Source organism: Nocardia flavorosea NBRC 108225 (assembly GCF_001613385.1).
Classification (GTDB): Bacteria; Actinomycetota; Actinomycetes; order Mycobacteriales; family Mycobacteriaceae; genus Nocardia; species Nocardia flavorosea.
This window is the reverse complement of the sequence record NZ_BDCG01000002.1, coordinates 711,988-730,311: the sequence shown is the minus strand read 5'-3', so window position 1 is coordinate 730,311 and position 18,324 is coordinate 711,988. Positions and strand designations below refer to the sequence as shown.

General features: G+C 66.0%; 19 protein-coding genes. 13 read left to right on the top strand and 6 right to left on the bottom strand.

The window, feature by feature from the left end; genetic code table 11:
- From NFL01S_RS03490 to NFL01S_RS03475, 4 genes are all read left to right on the top strand, one after another.
- Positions 1-426: SDR family NAD(P)-dependent oxidoreductase (locus NFL01S_RS03490; protein WP_157116200.1), on the top strand; the 426-nt coding region annotated here is incomplete at its 5' end.
- Positions 427-710: 284 nt separating this feature from the next.
- Positions 711-1,880, top strand: a complete 1,170-nt coding sequence (locus tag NFL01S_RS03485; RefSeq protein WP_062971431.1) for a thiolase family protein — start codon at positions 711-713, stop codon at positions 1,878-1,880.
- 1 nt (position 1,881) lies between these two features.
- Entirely contained in the window at positions 1,882-2,673 is a 792-nt protein-coding gene (locus tag NFL01S_RS03480; protein ID WP_062971218.1) for a crotonase/enoyl-CoA hydratase family protein, read from the top strand.
- 49 nt (positions 2,674-2,722) lie between these two features.
- Positions 2,723-3,496, top strand: a complete 774-nt coding sequence (locus tag NFL01S_RS03475) for an SDR family oxidoreductase (RefSeq protein ID WP_062971215.1) — start codon at positions 2,723-2,725, stop codon at positions 3,494-3,496.
- A gap of 115 nt (positions 3,497-3,611) precedes the next feature.
- Here the strand turns inward: NFL01S_RS03475 and NFL01S_RS03470 are convergent, their stop codons facing one another.
- The 4 genes from NFL01S_RS03470 to NFL01S_RS03455 all read right to left on the bottom strand — a co-directional run bounded on the left by NFL01S_RS03470 (position 3,612) and on the right by NFL01S_RS03455 (position 7,423).
- Positions 3,612-4,544, bottom strand: coding sequence for an NmrA family NAD(P)-binding protein (locus NFL01S_RS03470; protein ID WP_062971213.1), 933 nt, complete (start codon positions 4,542-4,544; stop codon positions 3,612-3,614).
- Positions 4,545-4,591: 47 nt separating this feature from the next.
- Positions 4,592-5,374, bottom strand: a complete 783-nt coding sequence (locus tag NFL01S_RS03465; RefSeq protein ID WP_062971211.1) for an SDR family NAD(P)-dependent oxidoreductase — start codon at positions 5,372-5,374, stop codon at positions 4,592-4,594.
- On the bottom strand, positions 5,371-6,525 hold the full coding sequence (locus tag NFL01S_RS03460; RefSeq protein ID WP_062971209.1) for an acyl-CoA dehydrogenase family protein: 1,155 nt from the start codon (positions 6,523-6,525) through the stop codon (positions 5,371-5,373). The genes NFL01S_RS03465 and NFL01S_RS03460 overlap by 4 nt, the downstream gene beginning before the upstream one ends.
- A 250-nt stretch (positions 6,526-6,775) precedes the next feature.
- A complete protein-coding gene (locus NFL01S_RS03455; protein ID WP_157116198.1) occupies positions 6,776-7,423 on the bottom strand; it encodes a TetR/AcrR family transcriptional regulator in 648 nt (215 codons plus the stop codon).
- A gap of 174 nt (positions 7,424-7,597) precedes the next feature.
- On the opposite strand from NFL01S_RS03455, the gene NFL01S_RS03450 reads away from it, so the two are divergent.
- The 3 genes from NFL01S_RS03450 (at position 7,598) to NFL01S_RS03440 (ending at position 10,760) form a co-directional block, all read left to right on the top strand.
- Positions 7,598-8,941, top strand: coding sequence for a phenylacetate--CoA ligase family protein (locus tag NFL01S_RS03450; protein WP_062971207.1), 1,344 nt, complete (start codon positions 7,598-7,600; stop codon positions 8,939-8,941).
- On the top strand, positions 8,938-9,636 hold the full coding sequence (locus tag NFL01S_RS03445; RefSeq protein ID WP_157116196.1) for a hypothetical protein: 699 nt from the start codon (positions 8,938-8,940) through the stop codon (positions 9,634-9,636). The genes NFL01S_RS03450 and NFL01S_RS03445 overlap by 4 nt, the downstream gene beginning before the upstream one ends.
- Before the next feature lie 122 nt (positions 9,637-9,758).
- A complete protein-coding gene (locus NFL01S_RS03440) occupies positions 9,759-10,760 on the top strand; it encodes an alpha/beta fold hydrolase (RefSeq protein ID WP_062971203.1) in 1,002 nt (333 codons plus the stop codon).
- Positions 10,761-10,937: 177 nt separating this feature from the next.
- Here the strand turns inward: NFL01S_RS03440 and NFL01S_RS03435 are convergent, their stop codons facing one another.
- Positions 10,938-11,567 carry a TetR/AcrR family transcriptional regulator gene (locus NFL01S_RS03435; protein WP_062971201.1) on the bottom strand — a complete coding sequence of 210 codons (630 nt, stop codon included), beginning with the start codon at positions 11,565-11,567 and terminating at the stop codon, positions 10,938-10,940.
- Positions 11,568-11,802: 235 nt separating this feature from the next.
- Here NFL01S_RS03435 and NFL01S_RS03430 point away from each other — a divergent pair, with 235 nt between their 5' ends.
- The 6 genes from NFL01S_RS03430 to NFL01S_RS03405 all read left to right on the top strand — a co-directional run bounded on the left by NFL01S_RS03430 (position 11,803) and on the right by NFL01S_RS03405 (position 17,614).
- Entirely contained in the window at positions 11,803-13,269 is a 1,467-nt protein-coding gene (locus NFL01S_RS03430) for an aldehyde dehydrogenase family protein (RefSeq protein WP_062971199.1), read from the top strand.
- 14 nt (positions 13,270-13,283) lie between these two features.
- Complete coding sequence (locus NFL01S_RS03425; protein ID WP_062971197.1) at positions 13,284-14,174, top strand: SDR family NAD(P)-dependent oxidoreductase; 891 nt, start codon at positions 13,284-13,286, stop codon at positions 14,172-14,174.
- A 95-nt stretch (positions 14,175-14,269) separates the two neighbouring features.
- Entirely contained in the window at positions 14,270-15,460 is a 1,191-nt protein-coding gene (locus NFL01S_RS03420) for a cytochrome P450 (RefSeq protein WP_062971195.1), read from the top strand.
- Positions 15,457-15,648 (top strand): ferredoxin, encoded by a 192-nt coding sequence (locus tag NFL01S_RS03415; RefSeq protein WP_062971193.1) that lies wholly within the window; start codon positions 15,457-15,459, stop codon positions 15,646-15,648. The genes NFL01S_RS03420 and NFL01S_RS03415 overlap by 4 nt, the downstream gene beginning before the upstream one ends.
- Positions 15,649-15,904: 256 nt before the next feature.
- A complete protein-coding gene (locus tag NFL01S_RS03410; protein WP_245670492.1) occupies positions 15,905-16,936 on the top strand; it encodes a hypothetical protein in 1,032 nt (343 codons plus the stop codon).
- A 42-nt stretch (positions 16,937-16,978) separates the two neighbouring features.
- Entirely contained in the window at positions 16,979-17,614 is a 636-nt protein-coding gene (locus NFL01S_RS03405) for a TetR-like C-terminal domain-containing protein (protein WP_062971190.1), read from the top strand.
- 19 nt (positions 17,615-17,633) lie between these two features.
- On the opposite strand, the gene NFL01S_RS03400 is transcribed toward NFL01S_RS03405, so the two are convergent.
- Positions 17,634-18,314: a TetR/AcrR family transcriptional regulator C-terminal domain-containing protein gene (locus NFL01S_RS03400; protein ID WP_245670491.1), complete on the bottom strand. Its 681-nt coding sequence runs from the start codon at positions 18,312-18,314 to the stop codon at positions 17,634-17,636.
- Positions 18,315-18,324 lie beyond the last annotated feature (10 nt).

The following is an 18,324-nucleotide window of genomic DNA, read 5'->3' as shown; positions in this document are numbered from 1 at the left end:
AACCTCTGCTGGAATACCGGCGCGATGGGGACGCTCTACATGATGCAGGCAGCGCTTCCGCATCTGCGTGAAGCGGGCAGCGGATCGATCGTCAACTTCGGTTCGAGCACGGCGGTAATGGGGAACGCCGTGTTCGGCGCGTACGCGATGGCGAAAGAAGCGATCCGTGGACTGTCTCGGGTCGCTGCCAGGGAGTGGGGGCGGTACGGGATCCGTGTGAACGTCGTTGTGCCCGTGGCGATGTCGCCTGCGTCGGAGGACTTCAGCCGGACGCAGCCCGACCGATTCGAGGCCATGCAGAACTCGCTGGCCCTGCGCAGGGTCGGTGACTGTGAAGGCGATATCGGGCGCGCGGTGGTCGCATTGATGTCGGACGACCTCAGTTATCTGACAGGCGACACACTCATGCTTACCGGCGGAATGTGAGACACGGCCGGTGTCGACGCCGAATCGGATCGAGCAGAGTGGGAGGCCGGGACCCCGGACCCCCACTCGGTCGCGGGATAACGGGAACGCTGAGTTGCGGCGCGCCGAGGTCGACGACCACTACCCGGCAGCGTCGACCCGCTGGCCGGGGTCAGGTAACTCGACCCGTGCAGGGTCGTTGCACCTCGTCCGTTAGAATGCAATTATTTAGTTAATAACCCCGTATCGTGCGTGTGTCTGTAGCAAGGATACGGGCGATGAACCTGACGCGAGAGGACTTCCAGATGCGTGACGCTGTGATCGTCGAGGCTCTGCGCACACCGATCGGCAAACGAGGGGGTGGCCTCGCCGAGGTGCACGCCGTCGAGTTGTCCGCGCTGATACTGAGTGCGATCGCCGAGCGAACCGGTATCGACCCCGCCGTCGTCGACGATGTGCACTGGGGCAGCGTACAAAGTGTGGGCCAGCAGTCGGGCAATATCGGCCGGATGGCGGTGCTGGCCGCCGGCTGGCCGGAATCGGTCCCCGGTTTCACCATGGACCGGCAATGCGGCTCCTCGCAGCAGGCCATCTCCACCGCTGCCGCCGCCGTTGTCTCCGGCCAGGCCGATGTCGTGGTGGCGGGCGGCGTAGAGATGATGTCCGCCATCCCCATGGGCGCCTCCGCCGTACCGGGCACCGGTCAGATGGGCGGGCCGGCGGTGACCCGGTATGCCGACCAACTGACCGATCCCGGTTTCGGCGGCATGTTCAACCAGGGATACGGCGCCGAGAAGATCGCCGAAGAATGGAAGCTGTCCCGCACCCAACTGGACGAGTACTCCGTGCGCTCCCATGAACGCGCCGCTGCGGCACAGGACGCCGGTGACTTCGACGCCGAGACCATCGCGGTTCCCACCGGAGCCGCCACCGTGAAAGCGGACGAGGGGATCCGTCGCGGGTCCACCGTGGACAAGCTCGCGACTCTGAAAACGCCCTTCAAGGACGGCGGGCTGATCAGCGCCGGAAATGCCTCGCAGATCTCCGACGGCGCCGCCGGGGTCCTCATCACCACCTCGGAGAATGCCGCCCGGCTCGGCCTGAAGCCCCTGGCCCGGGTGCACACCGCAGTGGTGACCGGCGACGATCCGGTCAAAATGCTCACCGGCCCGATCCCGGCGACCGCCCTGGCCCTGCGCAAATCCGGGCTGAGCATCGACGATATCGACGCCTTCGAGGTCAACGAGGCATTCGCTCCGGTACCGCTGGCCTGGCGGATCGAAACCGGTGCCGACGACGCGAAACTCAATCCGCTGGGCGGCGCCATCGCCCTGGGGCATCCGCTCGGCTGCTCCGGTGCCCGACTGGCGACCACGCTGATCCACTACCTGGTCCGGACGGGCAAGCGGTACGGCCTGCAGACCATGTGTGAGGGTGGCGGGACCGCCAACGCGACCATCTACGAGCGGATCTGACATGGGTGCGTCGAAGGTGCCCGAGTCGACCCGCACCGATGCCCTCCTCGTCGAACGCCGGGAGCGTGTCCTCGTCGTCACGATCAACCGGCCCGAAGCCCGCAATGCGATCAACGCCGAGGTCAGTCACGGTCTGGCCGAGGCGATGAAACTGCTCGACAGCAGCGCCGATCTCTCGGTCGGTGTGCTCACCGGCGCCGGTGGGAACTTCTGTGCGGGGATGGATCTGAAGGCGTTTCTCGCGGGCGAGGATGTGGAGGTGAAAGGCCGGGGCCTCGGTTTCACCGAGGCACCGCCGAAGAAACCTCTTATCGCCGCGGTCGAGGGATTCGCGTTGGCCGGCGGCACCGAGCTGGCGCTGGCGACCGACCTGATCGTGGCCTCGCATACCGCCGCTTTCGGAATACCCGAGGTCAAGCGTGGCCTGGTCGCGGGTGGCGGCGGTCTGCTGCGGCTGCCGCGGCGGATTCCCTACCAGATCGCGCTGGAGCTGGCGCTGACCGGCGATACCTTCTCCGCCGAACTGGGTCACCGGTACGGTCTGGTCAATCGCCTGGTGGAGCCCGGTGCGGCGCTCGACGGCGCGCTCGAGCTCGCGGCCCGTATCTGCCGCAACGGTCCGCTCGCCGTCGCCACCACCAAGCAGATCCTTGTCGAATCGGCCGGCTGGTCCGATGCCGAGGCATTCGACCGGCAGCGCACGCTGATGGCGCCGGTATTCAGTTCCCGGGACGCCCGTGAAGGCGCCGAAGCTTTCGCACAGAAGCGCGAACCGGTGTGGACCGGCGAATGAGCCGCTCCTCGTATTCGATCCCACCGCAGAATTACCGAACGGAGAACATATGAGCACCCCCGCAACCGATGTGGCGCTGGTGACCGGTGGCGCGGGCGGGCTGGGCGAGGCCGTCGTCCGTCGCCTGCACAAAGCGGGAAAGGCCGTGGTCGTCGCCGACCTCGCCGACGATCGCGCCGAGAAGCTGGTCGCCGACCTCGGCACCGGCGCCCGGTACGTGCGAACCGATGTGACCTCCGAGGAATCGGTGTCCGCGGCGCTGGACGCGGCAGCGGAACTGGGCACGCTGCGTCATATCGTGATCGCTCACGGGGGCTGGGGAGTCGCCGAACGCGTCGTGAACCGGGACGGTAGCCCGGCGAGTCTCGAAGGCTTCACCAAAACGCTCGATCTCTATCTGGTCGGGACATACAACGTGTTGCGGCTCGGCGCGGCGCGGATGGCTGCCGGCGAGCCCACCGCCGCGGGCGAGCGCGGTTCGGTGGTCGCCACCGCATCGATCGCTGCGTACGAAGGACAGATCGGCCAGACGTCCTACGCGGCGGCGAAGGCAGGTGTTGTGGGCCTCACGCTGGCGGCGGCACGGGATCTCAGTGCGGTCGGTGTCCGGGTGAACACGGTGGCGCCCGGGACCATGCATACGGCGATGATGGAATCGGTGGGCGAGGAGGCGCTGGCGAAGTTCACCGGCAATATCCCGTTCCCGAAACGTCTCGGTGCTCCGGAAGAATTCGCGGCCCTCGTCGAGCATCTGCTGACCAACGGCTATATCAACGGCGAAGTGGTCCGGCTCGACGGCGCCCAGCGGTTCGGTCCTCGTTGATCGGACTGTACTGAGGGCGGGCAGCAACCCGCCCTCAGCGGGACCGTATCCCGCATCGAATGCGATGGCCGCCAGGGAGAACCCTGGCGGCCATCGCATTGTCGGTCGAGTGTGTTCAGTCCCGCGGTTCGGTGACGGCGAGCAGTTCGTCGCGGTGGCGTTCAGCCCATCGGCGGGTTGTCGTGGTGATCTCGAGGCCGTGTGCCGCGGCGTGTTCGGGTCGTGCCGGGTAGCCGACTTCGTCGAGCCAGACCTGAGTGGGCGACCAGGAACGCTTGCCGAGCAGACGATCGAGTTCCGCCGCGGACAGATGCGCCGCCGTAACCCGCCGCCCGGTGACCGCGCTGATGATCTCCGCGATCTCCGAGAAGGTCACGGCGTCGCTGCCGAGCTCGATCTCCGCACCGGCGAAGCGTTCGGCATCGCGGGCGATCGTCACGACGATACTTCCGAATTCCTCGGCGCCGATCACCGCGACACGGGTGTCCGCCGCGCTCGCGACCGGCAACTCGCCGCGGGAAAGCAGCGGGAACATGTGGCGGGCTTTGGGGTTCACGAAATTCTCGAGGAAGAACGCCGGTTTCACGATGGTGTAGGCAGGGCCCGCCGCACGGACCAGCGCTTCGACGTCTTCCTTGCTCTCCCAGTAGTTGGCTGTCGGGCCGGGGTCTACATGGGCGTGGTCGGTTCGCCATCCGGTCCCGGACACCGACGTGTGGACGAGGTGGCGGACGCCTGCTTTTTCCGCGGCCCGCGCCAAGTTCGACCCCTGGCGCCGCTCGGAGTCCTGGTCCCGGGTCGGCGGCAACTGGACAGAGAAGACCGTGGAGCACCCTTCGCAGGCGGCGTGCAGCGAGGCGGCGTCTTCGAGGTCACCGACAGCGAGCCGGATACCTTCTGCCGCCAGCGCGCGAGCCGGGTCGGTGTCGGGATTGCGCACCAGCGCCGTCACCTCGATGCCGGACCGGTGTGCCGCCCGGGCGACGGCGCCGCCCTGCATACCGGTGGCGCCGGTGACGAGTAGGGAGATGGGATTGCTGTCGCTCATTCAAGTCCTTTCCGAGTGAAACATCATGACGATCTGCCGGACAGAATTCAGAAGACCCCGAACCCGCCGTCGAGCCGGAAGGAGTCGCCGGTGTGGAACGACGATGCCGGGCTGGCCAGGTAGATGGCTATCCCCGCCCAGTCCTCCGGAGTCCCCCAGCGCCGCAGGGGGATCCGGGACAGGATCTTCTCGCTGACCGCGGGATTGTCCAGCCATCCGTCGAAGACCGGCGAACGGGTCCAGCCGGGGAGAACGGCATTCGCCCGGATCCGATGCCGGCCGAACTCCACAGCGAGCGATCGGGCGAGCGCCAGCAGGCCGGCTTTCGCCGCCGCATATGCTTCCTCCCGCGGCGAGCCGAACAGGGCCGCGATGCTGGAGGTCAGGACGATACTGCCGCCGTTGCCCAAGGCCTTCATATGCCGGGCGGCCTCCCGGGTGGTGAGATAGGCACCGTCGAGATCGACTCGCATCAGTTCGCGCCAGTCGTCCAGAGTCGACTCCAGAAACGGCGGGTTGGTCATCGCATTGGCTTTCGCCGCATTGGCGAAACAGGAGTCGAGCCGGCCGAACTCCTCGACGAGCCGGGCGAACCCGGCGACGACGGCGGATTCGTCGGCGATATCCACCTCGTATGCCACGGCACGGCGACCGTGTGCGAGCAGTTGCTCGACGGCTGCCTTGTTCTTGTCGGGGCTGCGGCCCCAGATACACACATCGGCTCCGGCGCGGGCGAGACCGTCCGCCATACCTAGTCCGACACCGGAGTTGCCGCCGGTGACGAGGGCGACGTGCCCGGTGAGATCGAGTGGATGAGCTGTGCTCGTCATCGTGAAACACCTCGTTTGCCGGCGTCGGTCAGCAGTTCGCGGCCGACGATGATTTGCTGGATCTCGGACACACCCTGGGAGACATCGAAGAACACCGCCTCGCGGTAGAGCCGTTCCACGACCATGTCCCGGGTGAGGCCGTACGCGCCGCATACGTGTAGCGCGGCCTCGGTGGATTCGCGGGCTGCCCGTCCGGCCACCAGTCGTGCGGAAGCGGCCTCGGCCGGTACCGGCAGTCCCCGATCCAGCAGGTCCGCGCACGTCAGGACAAGCGATTCCGCGCTCAGAGCGGAGGCTTGCGCGCGGCCGAGCAATGCCTGGACCGTAGGGAATCTTCGTCCGATCGGTGTGCCCCGATGTTCCCGTGTCAGTGCGTAGGCTCCGGCTTCTTCGAGCGCGCGGGCGGCGATGCCGACACTGATCGTCGCGGCGCGGACCTTGCCGAATGCCTCTCCGGCGAGCATCACGTCGAATCCCGCGTCGATGCCGCCCACGAGGCCCGCTTCCGGGACTCGGACACCGTCCAGAGTTACCGGCCTCGCCTCGGTGCCACCCATCGACAAGACCTCGCTGGGTGGGCCGGTCTGCCAGCCGGGATCGGTGGTATCCACCAGGAACGCGCCCAGCGCCGTTTCCGAGGTCCGCGCGAATACCAAGGCGATATCGGCTTGTCCCGAGAAGGAGATGAACTGTTTGGCACCGGTCAACCGCCATCCGGTTCCGTCCCGTTCGGCACGCGTGGTGATCTGGCGCGGATCGGAGCCGGTGGCCGGCTCGGTGAATGCCCACGATGCGATGGTGTCCCCGGCGACGAGGCCGGGCACATAGCGCTCGACCTGTTCGGGCGTGCCGTGCCGGAGCAGTGTCATCGCGACCTGGATGGATGTGCCCGGATACAGGGCCGCGACGGGGCAGTGCCGGGCGACCTCGCAGGTGGCGACAACGTAGGCGCGCACCGTACCGCCCTCCCCGCCGTACTCTTCGGCGAAGGGCAGCCGGGACAGTCCGGTCTCGCGCACCGCTGCCCACAGCTCCGGTGAGAACGTCTGGGTGCGGTCGACCTTTTCCGCCAGCGGTGCGATGGTCCGCGCGGCCTGTCCGTCGACCGCAGCGCGTAAGTCCTCGAGTTCCTGATCGAGCCGCAATCTCATGGTCGGAACCTCATCTTCAGTCAAGCCTTAATAGATTAATAATTACTCTATCTTGCGGGGCGAGGGTGGGCGAAACGGTGGCTGCCTCCAGGTCCGGATGGTTTGCCGACGCGAGCCTGCCCTGAGGCCCTCTCTGAAAGTCGGCGGCATCCGTGTGCGGACCGCGGCGCTATCACCTGCGGAGAACGGCAGGGAGTTGTTCCTCGGTAGCTCCTCGGGCGGCCCGTGTCGCGCAGGGCGTCGCGGGAGGTCAGTGGGTGCCGCCGAGGGCACGCAGCACGAAGGTTTGCACTCGGGCCACCGGGTCCTCGTCGCCGGGAAGGCCGATGCTGATGCTGCTGGGCAGGAGTCCGCGGACGAGCTGTCCCATGAGCATCGCATCGGCCTCGGGATCGCCGGGCCGTAGTTCTCCGGTACGCATGCCGCGTCGGATGATCTCACCGAGCTGATCGTCGGCTATCCGGTGTAATCCTCGGACCTGCTCCGGAAATGCCTCGAGCAGGTCGCGGTCCAGGAACAACCTGGTACGCAGAGCGTGTGCTCGGCCGGAAGCTGTGCCGAGGGTGTGCCGCAACCAGGTGTTCAGCTGGTCGGCGATCGGGGCGGCGCAGTCGACCTCGTTGCGGTATCGGCGGTCGGCCAGCCGCACCTCGTCCTCGAGTACGGCCAGGAGCAGGTGGGCTTTGCTCGGGAATCGGCGATAGAAATTGCTCGCGGAGGTGCCCGACGCCGCGAGTACCTGGCGGATCTTCAGGGATCGGAAGTGTGATCGTTCGAGCACCAGCCGTGCCGCACCGAGAATTTTCCGGGTCTCGGCATCACGCGCCGGGTGCGGGCCGTAGGCATCACCCTGTTCGTCGTTTGCGCACATGATGACGGGCGGCTGCAACTCGGGCACCTCTGCTCACTGATCGCGATACGCGTTTTCCAACAAACCTTTATATTATTCTACTAAGTCTTCAGCGGCGGGGCCAGAAGCGAAGAGAACAATGTTCCCTGGCTGCACGGCTCCAACCGTCCTACGGTGTGATCCACATCTCTTGCTGAGGTCGGACCTACGAAGGAAGACGACGTGGATGTAGCACCGTCCAGTGCATTCGAATCGAATGCCGACGACCCGAACCGGCGGTTCTTCCAGCCGGATATCGAAACGATGTCCCGCGAAGGCATACGAGCGGCACAGGAGAAGCGGGTACTCGAGCTCGTTCCCGCCGCGTACGAGAATTCGCCGTTCTATCGCGAGCTCTGGTCCGCGGCCGGGGTAGATCCGGCTCGGGTGCGTTCGCTCGACGATTTCTTCGAGATGGTCCCGACCTTCGCGAAGGACGACCTGCGGGCCTACCGGGCCCGCACCGGCGACCCGTTCTCGGGCCTGTTGCAGGTTCCGACGAGCCGGCTCACCTCGGTCATGTCCACCTCGGGCACGACCGGCGCTCCGGAGTTGCTACCCGAGATCTGGGACGCCGCGCCACCGTTGCCGGCCTGTTCGGCCCGTGATCTCTGGGAACTCGGCGTCCGGCCCGGAGATCGAGTGATCGTCCCGGCGGGTGTGTTCCGTGGTTTCTTCGACACGTTCTACCAGGAGATGGGACTCGTGCCCATCTATGTCGACGCCTGGATCGGTCAGGGCGCGGAGATCATCGCCGCTCTGCAGCGATACCGGCCGACCTACATACAGTTGATCATGCCGACAGTACTCGAGCTGGAGCGCCTCGCAGGTTCATATGACCTGCGGGATGCGTTGTCCTCGCTCCGGGGCGCGTCGTTCGCGGGACAACCGCTCGGTGCCGCGCTGGCGGCCAAGGTCAGCGAAGAGTGGGGCGTGGAACTGTTCATCTACTCCAGTGCCGGTGACACCGGAACGGCCTGGGAATGCCGGGAGCACAACGGATTCCACCTGTGGGAGGACCTGGTCCTCGCCGAGAACCTGGAGCCCGAAGGGCGTGGAACCGTGCCGGCGGGTGAGGTCGGTGAGCTGGTCGCCACCGACCTCGACAACCAGGCCGCGCCGCTGATCCGTTACCGCAGTGGAGATCTCGTCCGGTTCGACCCGGGTAGGTGCGGATGTGGGCGCACACATCTGCGGCAGTGGATCATCGGCCGGTTGGGCGACGAGACGATCGTGCGAGGCCGGCCAGTTGTCGTCGGTGAGGTGTGGAAGGCAGTCGAAACACAGGAAGAGACCCATGACGGGATGTTCCAGATCATCCGGGAGGAGCGGGTGGTCGACCGATTGCGGCTGCGGGTCGGCTATGCGCCGGCCGACGGTCTGGACCTGGCCGATCTGGGCGTCCGGTTGCGTGCCGCGGTGACCGACCGGGTGGGTGTCGAACCCGAGATCGAGTTGGTACCGGTCGACGATCTGGTGGCGCGCAGTTCGAGTGTGGCCAAGTTCCCGAGAGTGGTGAAGGCATGAGCCGTAATTCGATAGCTGCGACCATGGCGGGACGGCATCCGTCGCTGGCCGGTATCGGACAGTTCCGTCGCGCGGACGGGATGGTCGGCTTCGAGATCGGGTGGCCCGAGGTCGAGCGCGACACGATATGGGCCCGGCGCCTGCTGGAGGCCTGGGAGGTCGGTCCGGGCGATCATGCGCTGCTGACAGCTCGCAACTCCGAAGGTCCGTGGTTCGGCCCCTTGGTCCGAGCAATACGCGACACGGGCGTGGTGTTCAGCAATGCCGAGCCCTACGCCTGGGATGCCCGCCGGGTGGCGACGCTGCTGAGTGCTCTGCCGATCAAGGTCGTCGCCGGGTTGTCCGGTGAGGCGGCCGATGCGTTGCTCGCCGATGACGAGGCGGCGGCCAGGCTCGCGGAGGTGCCGGTGCTCTGGGCGCGGGGCGATGCCGTCGAACAACTCCGCCGGGCCGGCCTGCAACCCGCCGAAATGGCCATGCTCGGCCCCGTGCCGGCGTTCTCCTGCCCGGAGCGGAAAGGGCTGCATATCGACCCCGCGGAATGGCGGTTCACCGCCACGGCCAGTGGTCTTGCCCTGACGGTGGTGGGGGACAGGCTGTTCCGGGGTCGCGATATCGCTCTCGATATCAATGGGGCGATCGTCGAGGCGCCGTGCACCTGTGGTTTGCCGGGCCCGCGGATCAATACCGAATAAGTCCTGAGTTCAGACCAGGCGCGGACCGTGTGGCTCGCATCGAGCGGTATGCGGCCGACGGCGCGGACTGACGCATCCTGGCCCGCTACCGAGAAATAGCTGAAATAGCTGTAGGAGTCGTAATGCGCTCGTATGACCTCAAAATCGACGTCACCGGAGCCACCGATCTGCCGGGTGAGTTGTGTACGGCAGTGACGGTGCACCTACCCGACCGGGCCGACGGTCCGTTGCCAGTCCTGTTCGGATTCCCCGGCGGCGGGTTCGGCCGACGATACTTCGACATACAGACTTTGCCCGGCTACAGCCAAGCCGAGTATCACACGAATCATGGCTTCGCTTTCGTTGCCTGCGATCACCTCTATGTCGGCGACAGTGATCAGCCGGACATGTTCGGCCTCACCTACGAGAATCTCGCGGCGGCGAACCACGCCACCGTGGTGGCGGTACTGGACGGATTGTCGATAGGTACGCTGATCGCGGGCGTTCCACCGATCGAGCATGTCGCCGCCGTGGGCATGGGCCAATCGATGGGAGGCTGTCTGCTGACCGTGCAGCAGGCGAATCACCGCACCTTCGACGGTGTGGCTTTCTTGGGCTGGAGTGGGACCTTCACCAACTTTCCCGCTCCCGACGGTAGCCGGCATACCTACCCCATGCCCTCGCGCGGAACCGACCTGCGGCCCATCGCGGATCAGGTCCTCGGCCGAGTCAACCCGGACGACTCCCATTACCGGTTCTGTTTCCACTGGCCGGATGAAGAGCCGGAACTCATGGAGGCCGACCTCGCGACCTTCCGGCCCTACACCGGGATGGTACGCGGTGACGAGTCCACGCCCTGGGGTAGCGCCACCGTTCCCGCGTGCGCGATAACCATGATGACCGATGGTGCTGTTTCGGCCGAAGCGGCGGCGATCGACGTGCCGGTGCTGGTGGCCGGTGGCGAGCGCGACACCCTGCCCGACCCCTGGGCGGAGCCGACCGCCTATCGCGGAACGTGGGATATCACCGTGAAGGTCGTGCCACGCATGGCGCATATGCACAACTTCGCCCGCACCCGCACCGAAATCTGGGACGCCATCGAGGGCTTCGCCCGAAGGTGCCCGCAGAAGAAGGCTCAGGCCTGAGGGACTCCTGGGCGGTGTCCCCATTTCCTGTCGCCTGGGCCGAGATGCCGATGTGGATCAGGCGACACGCTCTCGCTCGAGCCTGATCGGCTGGAGTGCTGTCGACACCGCTCGGATCGTGAAACACAAACTGAGCGCGTCCACTCCGACGCCGCCGAGGGCGGGGCCTGTCCGCCGTCAGCTGGGGTCCGCGATGTCGTTCCGTGTGTATCCGGCTCCGTGCAGTACATAACGGGTCAGTGCGGTGCGTACGTCGTCCGGGCTGTAGGTCGCCGGGAACAGGGCGTCGGCACTGAGTGAGGCACCGAGTACGAGTGCCACGGTGAGCCGGACGGAGTCGCGGATATCGTTCGTCGCCTCGTTTCCGTTCGCCTCCATGTAGCGGTGGACGCCGTCGACGAGGGCGTGCAGGCAGGGGGCCAGTGGTGAGCCGTCGGATACGGAGTCGCCGATGCCGGTGCCTGCGAGTGAGAGCACGATCTGCCGGTTGGTGGAACACAAGTCGTACATGCCGGAGACGAAGCGATAGGTGACATCCCACGGTTTCTGCGAGGGTTCCGCTCCCAGTCTTCGGGCGTATTCCTCCATTAACGAGACCAGTGGCGCGGCGGCGGTTGCCCGGAAGAGCTCTGGTTTGGATTCGAAGTGGCGGAACACCATCGACTCCGTGACGCCGGCGCGCTGCGCGACGGAACGGATCGTCGTCCGCTCGAATCCGTTCGCCACGAATTCCGCCGCGGCCGCTTCGGCGATGAGCTGCCTGACCTCGGCAGACGATCGGCGCTTGCGGTCGGTGCTGGTCGTCATCGATTCATCCTCGCATGACGCGATTGCGTCCGCGGGAGTCGGCGGGGAAACTAGGGGAGTGACACTCCCTTGACAGGTGATCTGAATTACAGTTAGATCATTATGAGATACGCGTCACGGTGACGTACACGAGCTTCGTTTCGGCGCCGGCGGACCGAGCGTGTCGCCGCTTGCCGCACCTGCAAAGCCTGTCCGGTGCAGCTTCATTCAGACACCACCCACGAGGAGACTCACGATGCCTACGTTCGAAGGCCGCCTGTTCATCGACGGCGAGTTCCGTGATGCGCGATCCGGTCGCCGCTACCCGGTTGTCAACCCGGCCGACGAGTCCGTGATCGCGGAAGCCGCCGACGCGGGACCCGAGGACGCGGCCGATGCCATCGAGGCCGCCCGCCGTTTCGCGGACACCTCGGATTGGGGTGGCGACCACGAGTTCCGGCGGAAATGTCTGGTGCAGCTGCAGCAGGGGCTGCGCGAACGGGCCGCCGAGTTCAAGGCGCTGCTCACTGCCGAAGCGGGCGTCTGCGCGGCGAATATGGCGACGCACGTCGATGTGATGATCGACGGGATGGATTTCTTCAACGACCTGATCACGTCGTTCCAGTGGGAAGAAGACCTGCCCGCCTACGAGATCCTCGGCAATCCCAGCCTGCGTCGCATCCGCTACGAGCCGTACGGCGTGGTCGGGGCCATCACCCCGTGGAACGCCCCGTTCATGACGGCGATCTGGAAAGTGCACCACGGCTTGGCCACCGGCAACGCGGTGGTTCTGAAGAGCTCGCCGGATACCCCGCTCACGGCGGGATTGCTGGCACAGGTCGTCAGCGAGTCCACCGATATCCCGAAAGGCGCATTCCACACGCTCAGCGCCGCGGACAAAGCCATCGTCGGCGACGCCATGACCGCCGACCAGCGAATCGACCTCTATCACTTCACCGGTTCCCCGGGCGTCGGGCAGCGGATCGCCGAGCGCGCCGCCAACGGCATCCGGCATTCGGTGCTGGAACTCGGCGGCAAATCGGCGAATGTGCTGCTGCCGGACGCGAACCTGGACATGGCATGCGGGCTGGGTGTGGCGATGTGCATGTCGAACAGCGGCCAGGGCTGTGCCCTGGCGACCCGGATGGTGGTGCACGCCGATATCTACGACGAGGTACTCGTCCGGCTCGAATCCATGATCGCGAACCTGCCCTGGGGTGACCCGACGGATCCGGCGAACCTGGTCGGGCCCATCATCCGCGAGGACCAGTTGCAGCGGATGGAGGGCCTGGTCGACCGGGCCGTCGCGGCCGGTGCCCGGCTACTCGCCGGCGGCAAGCGTGGTGAGCGGTTCGACCGTGGCTTCTGGTACGAGCCCACCCTGCTGGCCGATGTCGACGAGAACTCCGAAATCGCGCAGACCGAGGTGTTCGGCCCGGTCCTTTCGGTAATCCGCTACGAGGGCGATGACGACGAAGCCGTGCGCGTGGCCAACAATTCCCGTTATGGGCTCTCGGCCTATGTGCAGTCGGCCGACGAGGAACGGGCCTGGGCAGTCGCGAACAAGCTGCGCGCCGGGACGGTGAATATCAACAACTCGTTCTATCTGTCGCCGGACGCGCCGTTCGGTGGCTACGGCATCAGCGGGGACGGTGTGGAGCACGGCGTCGCAGGGTTCCGCGAGTACCTGCGGATCAAATCGATCGCCAGCCCGGCGAAGTAGAAGGAGTCATCAGCATGCGTATGCAGGACAAGGTCGTCGCCATCACCGGAGCAGGCTCCGGTCTCGGGCGGGAAGGCGCATTGCTCTTCGCTGCCGAGGGCGCGCGGGTGATTGTCAGCGATGTCGTTGCGGGGCGATCGCAGAAAGTCGCGGACGAGATCCGGTCGCTCGGTGGAACCGCCACCGCGGTGGACGCGGATGTGCGGAGCGAAGCCGATATGAACGCTCTGGTCGGAACAGCTGTAGATGCCTACGGCCGGATCGATGTGATGTGGGCGAACGCCGGTATTCCGGAACCGGGCTTCGGGATGCAGCCGCTGGCCGAGTCGTCGCTGGACGACTGGAACAATATTTTCGCGGTGAATACCACCGGTATCTATCTGGCCTGGCGGGCGGCGGCCCGGCGAATGATCGGTGACAAGACCGCCGGTGCGTTGCTGGCAACGTCGTCGGCCGCGTCGTTCACCGCCTATCCCGGTTTCCCGATGTACACCGCGTCCAAGGCCGCGGTGAACGGTCTCGTCCGCGCGGCCGCGCTCGAATTCGGGAAGTTCGGGATCAGGGCGAACGCGCTGTGTCCCACGCACGGTATGTCGGTGAACTTCGCGTTGCCGCCGGATGCCGAGGTGCTGGGGAAATCCTACGAAGAGATGCAACCGTGGGATCCCGACAAACGGGCCATGCCGTTGCGTGTCGACCGGCCGCCGGTGCTCCGCGACAATGCCCATCTCGCATTGTTCCTGGTCTCGGACGAGTCGGCCTATATGTCCGGTCAGACGATCCAGGCCACCGACGGCGGGCAATTCGCGCGTACGTCGATCATCTTCCCGACCGACCTCGGTGAAGAGACAGATATCACCGCTGGTTCGATCCCGGACGATCTCCGGGACCAGATCGACCGCTGAGGCACTCTCGGCGTTCACGAATGCCGCCGAACCGTCCCCCTCGACGGTGACGCCCCGCAACGATCGCCGCCGTCCTCCGATACCGAAGGAAAAGTATGCAGCCCACCAGCTCCCGGTTCGATCCGCGCGTATCGGGCCTGTCCCAACAGGTGAAGAACCTGGCGGAACCGCAACACATCTATCTCGAGAAGGCCAGAGATGTGCGCGCCGAGCATCTCGACGGGGCCCTCCACGTCTACCGCCACGAGGACATCCTCGCCCTCAACAAACATATGGATATCCTCGGCAATGGCGGGCGAGGCGGAAGTTTCGGTCATGACGCACGGTTGATCCCACTCGAGATCGACGGCCCGGAACACAAGAAATGGCGGCGGCTGCTCGATCCGCTGTTCGCTCCGAAACAGGTGCAGCGGCTGGAAGAGAGTATTCGCCGGCTGGCGAGCGAGCTCATCGATGATGCTCGGGCGTCCGGCGGTGCCGAATGGTACGGCGCGTTCTGTACGCCGTTGCCCTGCCAAATTTTCCTCGGGCTCGTCGGGGCGCCGTTATCCGACCTCGACTTCTTCCTCGAGTTCAAGGATGGAGTCATTCACCCCGAAGGGGAGACCACCGAGGAGATCGACGCCCATATGGCGGCAGCGGGCGGAAAGCTGCTGGAGTACTTCAGCAGCTTCCTCGTCGATAAGCGCGGCCGCCTGGACCGGGATGACGATGTCATCGCCGACCTCATGCGAGCGGAGGTGGCGGGCGAGCCGCTCACCGAGTTCGAACTCGTCAACATTCTGTTCCTGCTGATGTTCGCGGGTCTGGATACCGTGACCTCTTCGTTGTCGTGCCTTGTTGCCTGGCTCGGCCGCCATCCGGACCAGCGCCAGGAGCTGATCGATTCGCCTGACCTGCTGGCACCCGCGATCGAGGAGTTGCTCCGGTTCGAATCGCCGGTCCCGTCCGGTATGCGATACGCGGAGCGCGATATCGATCTCGGTGACGGGCTGGTCGTTGCCGCCGGCGAGGAGATCAATGCGTTCTGGGCCGCGGCCAACGTGGATCCGACATATCACGACGATCCGCTCCGGGTGGATTTCCGCCGCGAACGCACGGGGCATATGACGTTCGCGAGTGGGACCCACCGCTGCCTCGGTTCTCATCTGGCCCGGCTGGAACTGCGCATCGCGTTGCAGGAGATACTCGGGAAAATACCCCTGTTCGACATCGAGGTCGCCGACTTGGTCTACGACAACGTGGCGGTGCGGGCGGTCACCAATCTTCCGGTGACGCTCCGATGAGGCTGCGGCTGGAGACCGGGCGGTGTGCCGGGCACGCGCTGTGTCACGTCATGGACCCCGACCTCTTCCCTCTCGACGACGACGGCTATTCGACTGTTGCCGCTACTGATCTCGATGCGGACCAGGTCGACCACGCCCGCCGGGGGGTCGGCGCCTGTCCGGAACGTGCCTTGGTGATCGAGGGATAGGCCGTCGCGGTCCGTGCTGCGGGCTCTCGCGGCTTGTCCACATCGGATATCGCGAAATCATTGCCCTATCCAGCCGCGGGATATTACGGTAAGTGGTGTTACCGAAAATGCCGTGCTGCTGTTTCCGGCGATGATCCGGAGACGATATGCCGGTTCCGGACCGAAGATGCGGTGGGGCACTCCGCGAATATTCAGGAAACGAATTGTGACCCCGCCGCATCCGGGACGGCCGAAGGCTATGGAAGGACCGATCACCGTGACCGCCAGATACACCGAGCTCTCACCCACCGGATCGTTCGATTACGCGGCGGTCTGCTCCGGCCGGCGCTTCGAACCCGCAGCTGTTCTCGCCGAGGCCACCAGCATCCACGGGTTGGTTCCCGAGGCGGGCTACATCTGGGGCACCCTTCGTGACGACGAGGGCGGCCTGCATTCCGTCATGCGCCGGGTGCCGGCCACCCGGGATACGGGAGCGGCCGGTTCGGATATCCGGTCGCTGGGTGGCAAGCTCATTGTCTTGTCCAGTGGCGGTGGCGGCGAACAGCTGACGATGCGCCGCGAACCTCGCCACGCGCCCGACAGCAACGAGATGACGCGCCGTACGCTCGGCGGCGAGGTCGCGGAACTGACCGCTCCCGCAAACGAACACGGGCGTTCGGTGGCGCTGACATTGTCCACCGAAACCTTGCGTTACGAGGAGACGGGGATCATCGATGTCTCCGGTGACCTGGTCGCGCCACCGCTGCAGTGGTTCCTTCCCGGCCCGGATTCTTCACTGCTGTATCTCACCCAGACCTGGTTGGTGGAAGGTGAGCTGCTCGGGAAACGTGTCCGCGGGTTTCTGTTCTGGGAAGAGGCGTGGATGCGTCCCGGCGGCCGCCTCTATGTCGACAAAGACCCGCTGCACGATGCCGAGTACACCACCTGGTACTCGTGGGCCAACCACTACGCCGACGGCAGCGCCGAAGTCGGCCACTTCCTGTTCGGCAACGGCGATTTCCACGTCGGCGTCATCGGGCACAGTGACGGCACGGTGACCACTGCGCGGACGATGGACGCGGTGGTCCGGCGTGATCCGGACGGGTACTGGCATGACGGTATCGACTACACGATCAACGGTGAGAGCTGGGTCTGCGAACCCGATCGCCACGGGCGTATGGAACTGGGCCGGATTCCCAACCCCCAGCAAGAAGGCCGGATGCACCGGGTGGCCGATACCCGGGTCCCGGACGTATGGATGGCGTGGGGAGAATCCGTGCCCGGCAACGGTGACCGCCGGCGCCGGTGACTCGGCGGGCCGCGCCGCTGCTCCCGTCGTTACAGTCGGGCCATGGCGATAAGGAAGGCGGCCCGGTCCACCGATGACGGAAGCCGGCGCGCCGGCCGTCCACCCGATACCACCCTGGAACAGCGGGTGCTGCGCGAAGCGCGGGCCGAACTCGTCTCCGCCGGTGTCGATGCCTTCAGCTTGACTGCCACGCTGCGCCGGGCGCGGGTGGGAAACAGCGGTTTCTATCGGCGGTGGTCGAGCGCACAGGAACTCATCATCGATGCGTTCGCCTCCATCGCCACCTGGCCCGAGGTTCCCGACCTGGGCGACCTCCGGCAGGAGTTGCGTCTACTGGTCGAAGCCTTCGACCGTCCGGACGCCTGGGCCGGGTTACAGATTTTGTTCACCTTCGCGGGGCAGGCGGCACGGCATCCCGATCTGTACACACGCGTCCAGCAGCAGGTGATCGTGCCCGGTAACCAGCGGGTTGTCGCGGTATTCGAACGCGCCTGTGCGCGTGGCGAATTCCCTCGGTCAGCGGATCCGAAGGGACTTGCGGCCGCCTTCATCGGAGCGCTCACGGTGGTCGAGCAGTGGTCGTCGGGCCCGGGCGACGGATTGGATATCGGTGTCGATTCGGTGCTCGCCACATTCGTCGCCCTGGCCGACGGGGTGACACCACCGGACGCCGGGTGAGCCGTGCGCCCGGCTGCCATCAGTGGTGCTCGGCGGCCGAACTCTGGAGATTCTCGGCCACCCGGGTGCGCAGGCCGTCGAGCAATATGTCGATGCCGAAGTTGTAGTAGTCCGCGCGGTGCAGTTCGTCGAGAAACGGCGTCACCCGGGCGAGTGTCGGCAGCGGAACCGAGTCGTCGCGCGGGACATCGGCGAGGGCGACCTGGTAGCGGCCGAAGAGGTAGGTATGGATCGTCGAGTAGGCGAGCAGGACCTGCTTCTCGCGTAACCCGGCATCGATCATGATCGCCATGAGTGCGTCCACCAGGCGCCGATCCGAATGCAGCATCCGCTGCAGCAGCAGTCCGGCGATACCGGGATGCCGCCGCAGCTGCGCATCGATGCTGTCGATGAGCAATCGGAGTTGGACGTCCCACGGTCCGTCCTCCGGGCCCGGGATCGCGACGTCGGCCAGCGTGCGCCGGGTCACCAGGTCGAGGAGTTCCTGCTTGTCGGCGACATAGGAGTACGCGGCCATCTGGGAACGCCCCAACTGCCGGGACAAGCGGCGCATGGACAGCGCGTCCAGTCCCTCGCTGCGGATGATCTGGAGGGCGGCGTCGACGATCTGGTCCTCGGTCAGTGACGGCGGGCGGCCGCGGGGCCTGCGTGGCGGCTGCGCCGAGTCGGTCTCGGCCCTCGCTCCTTCGCTCGCTCCCACAGGCGCAGTG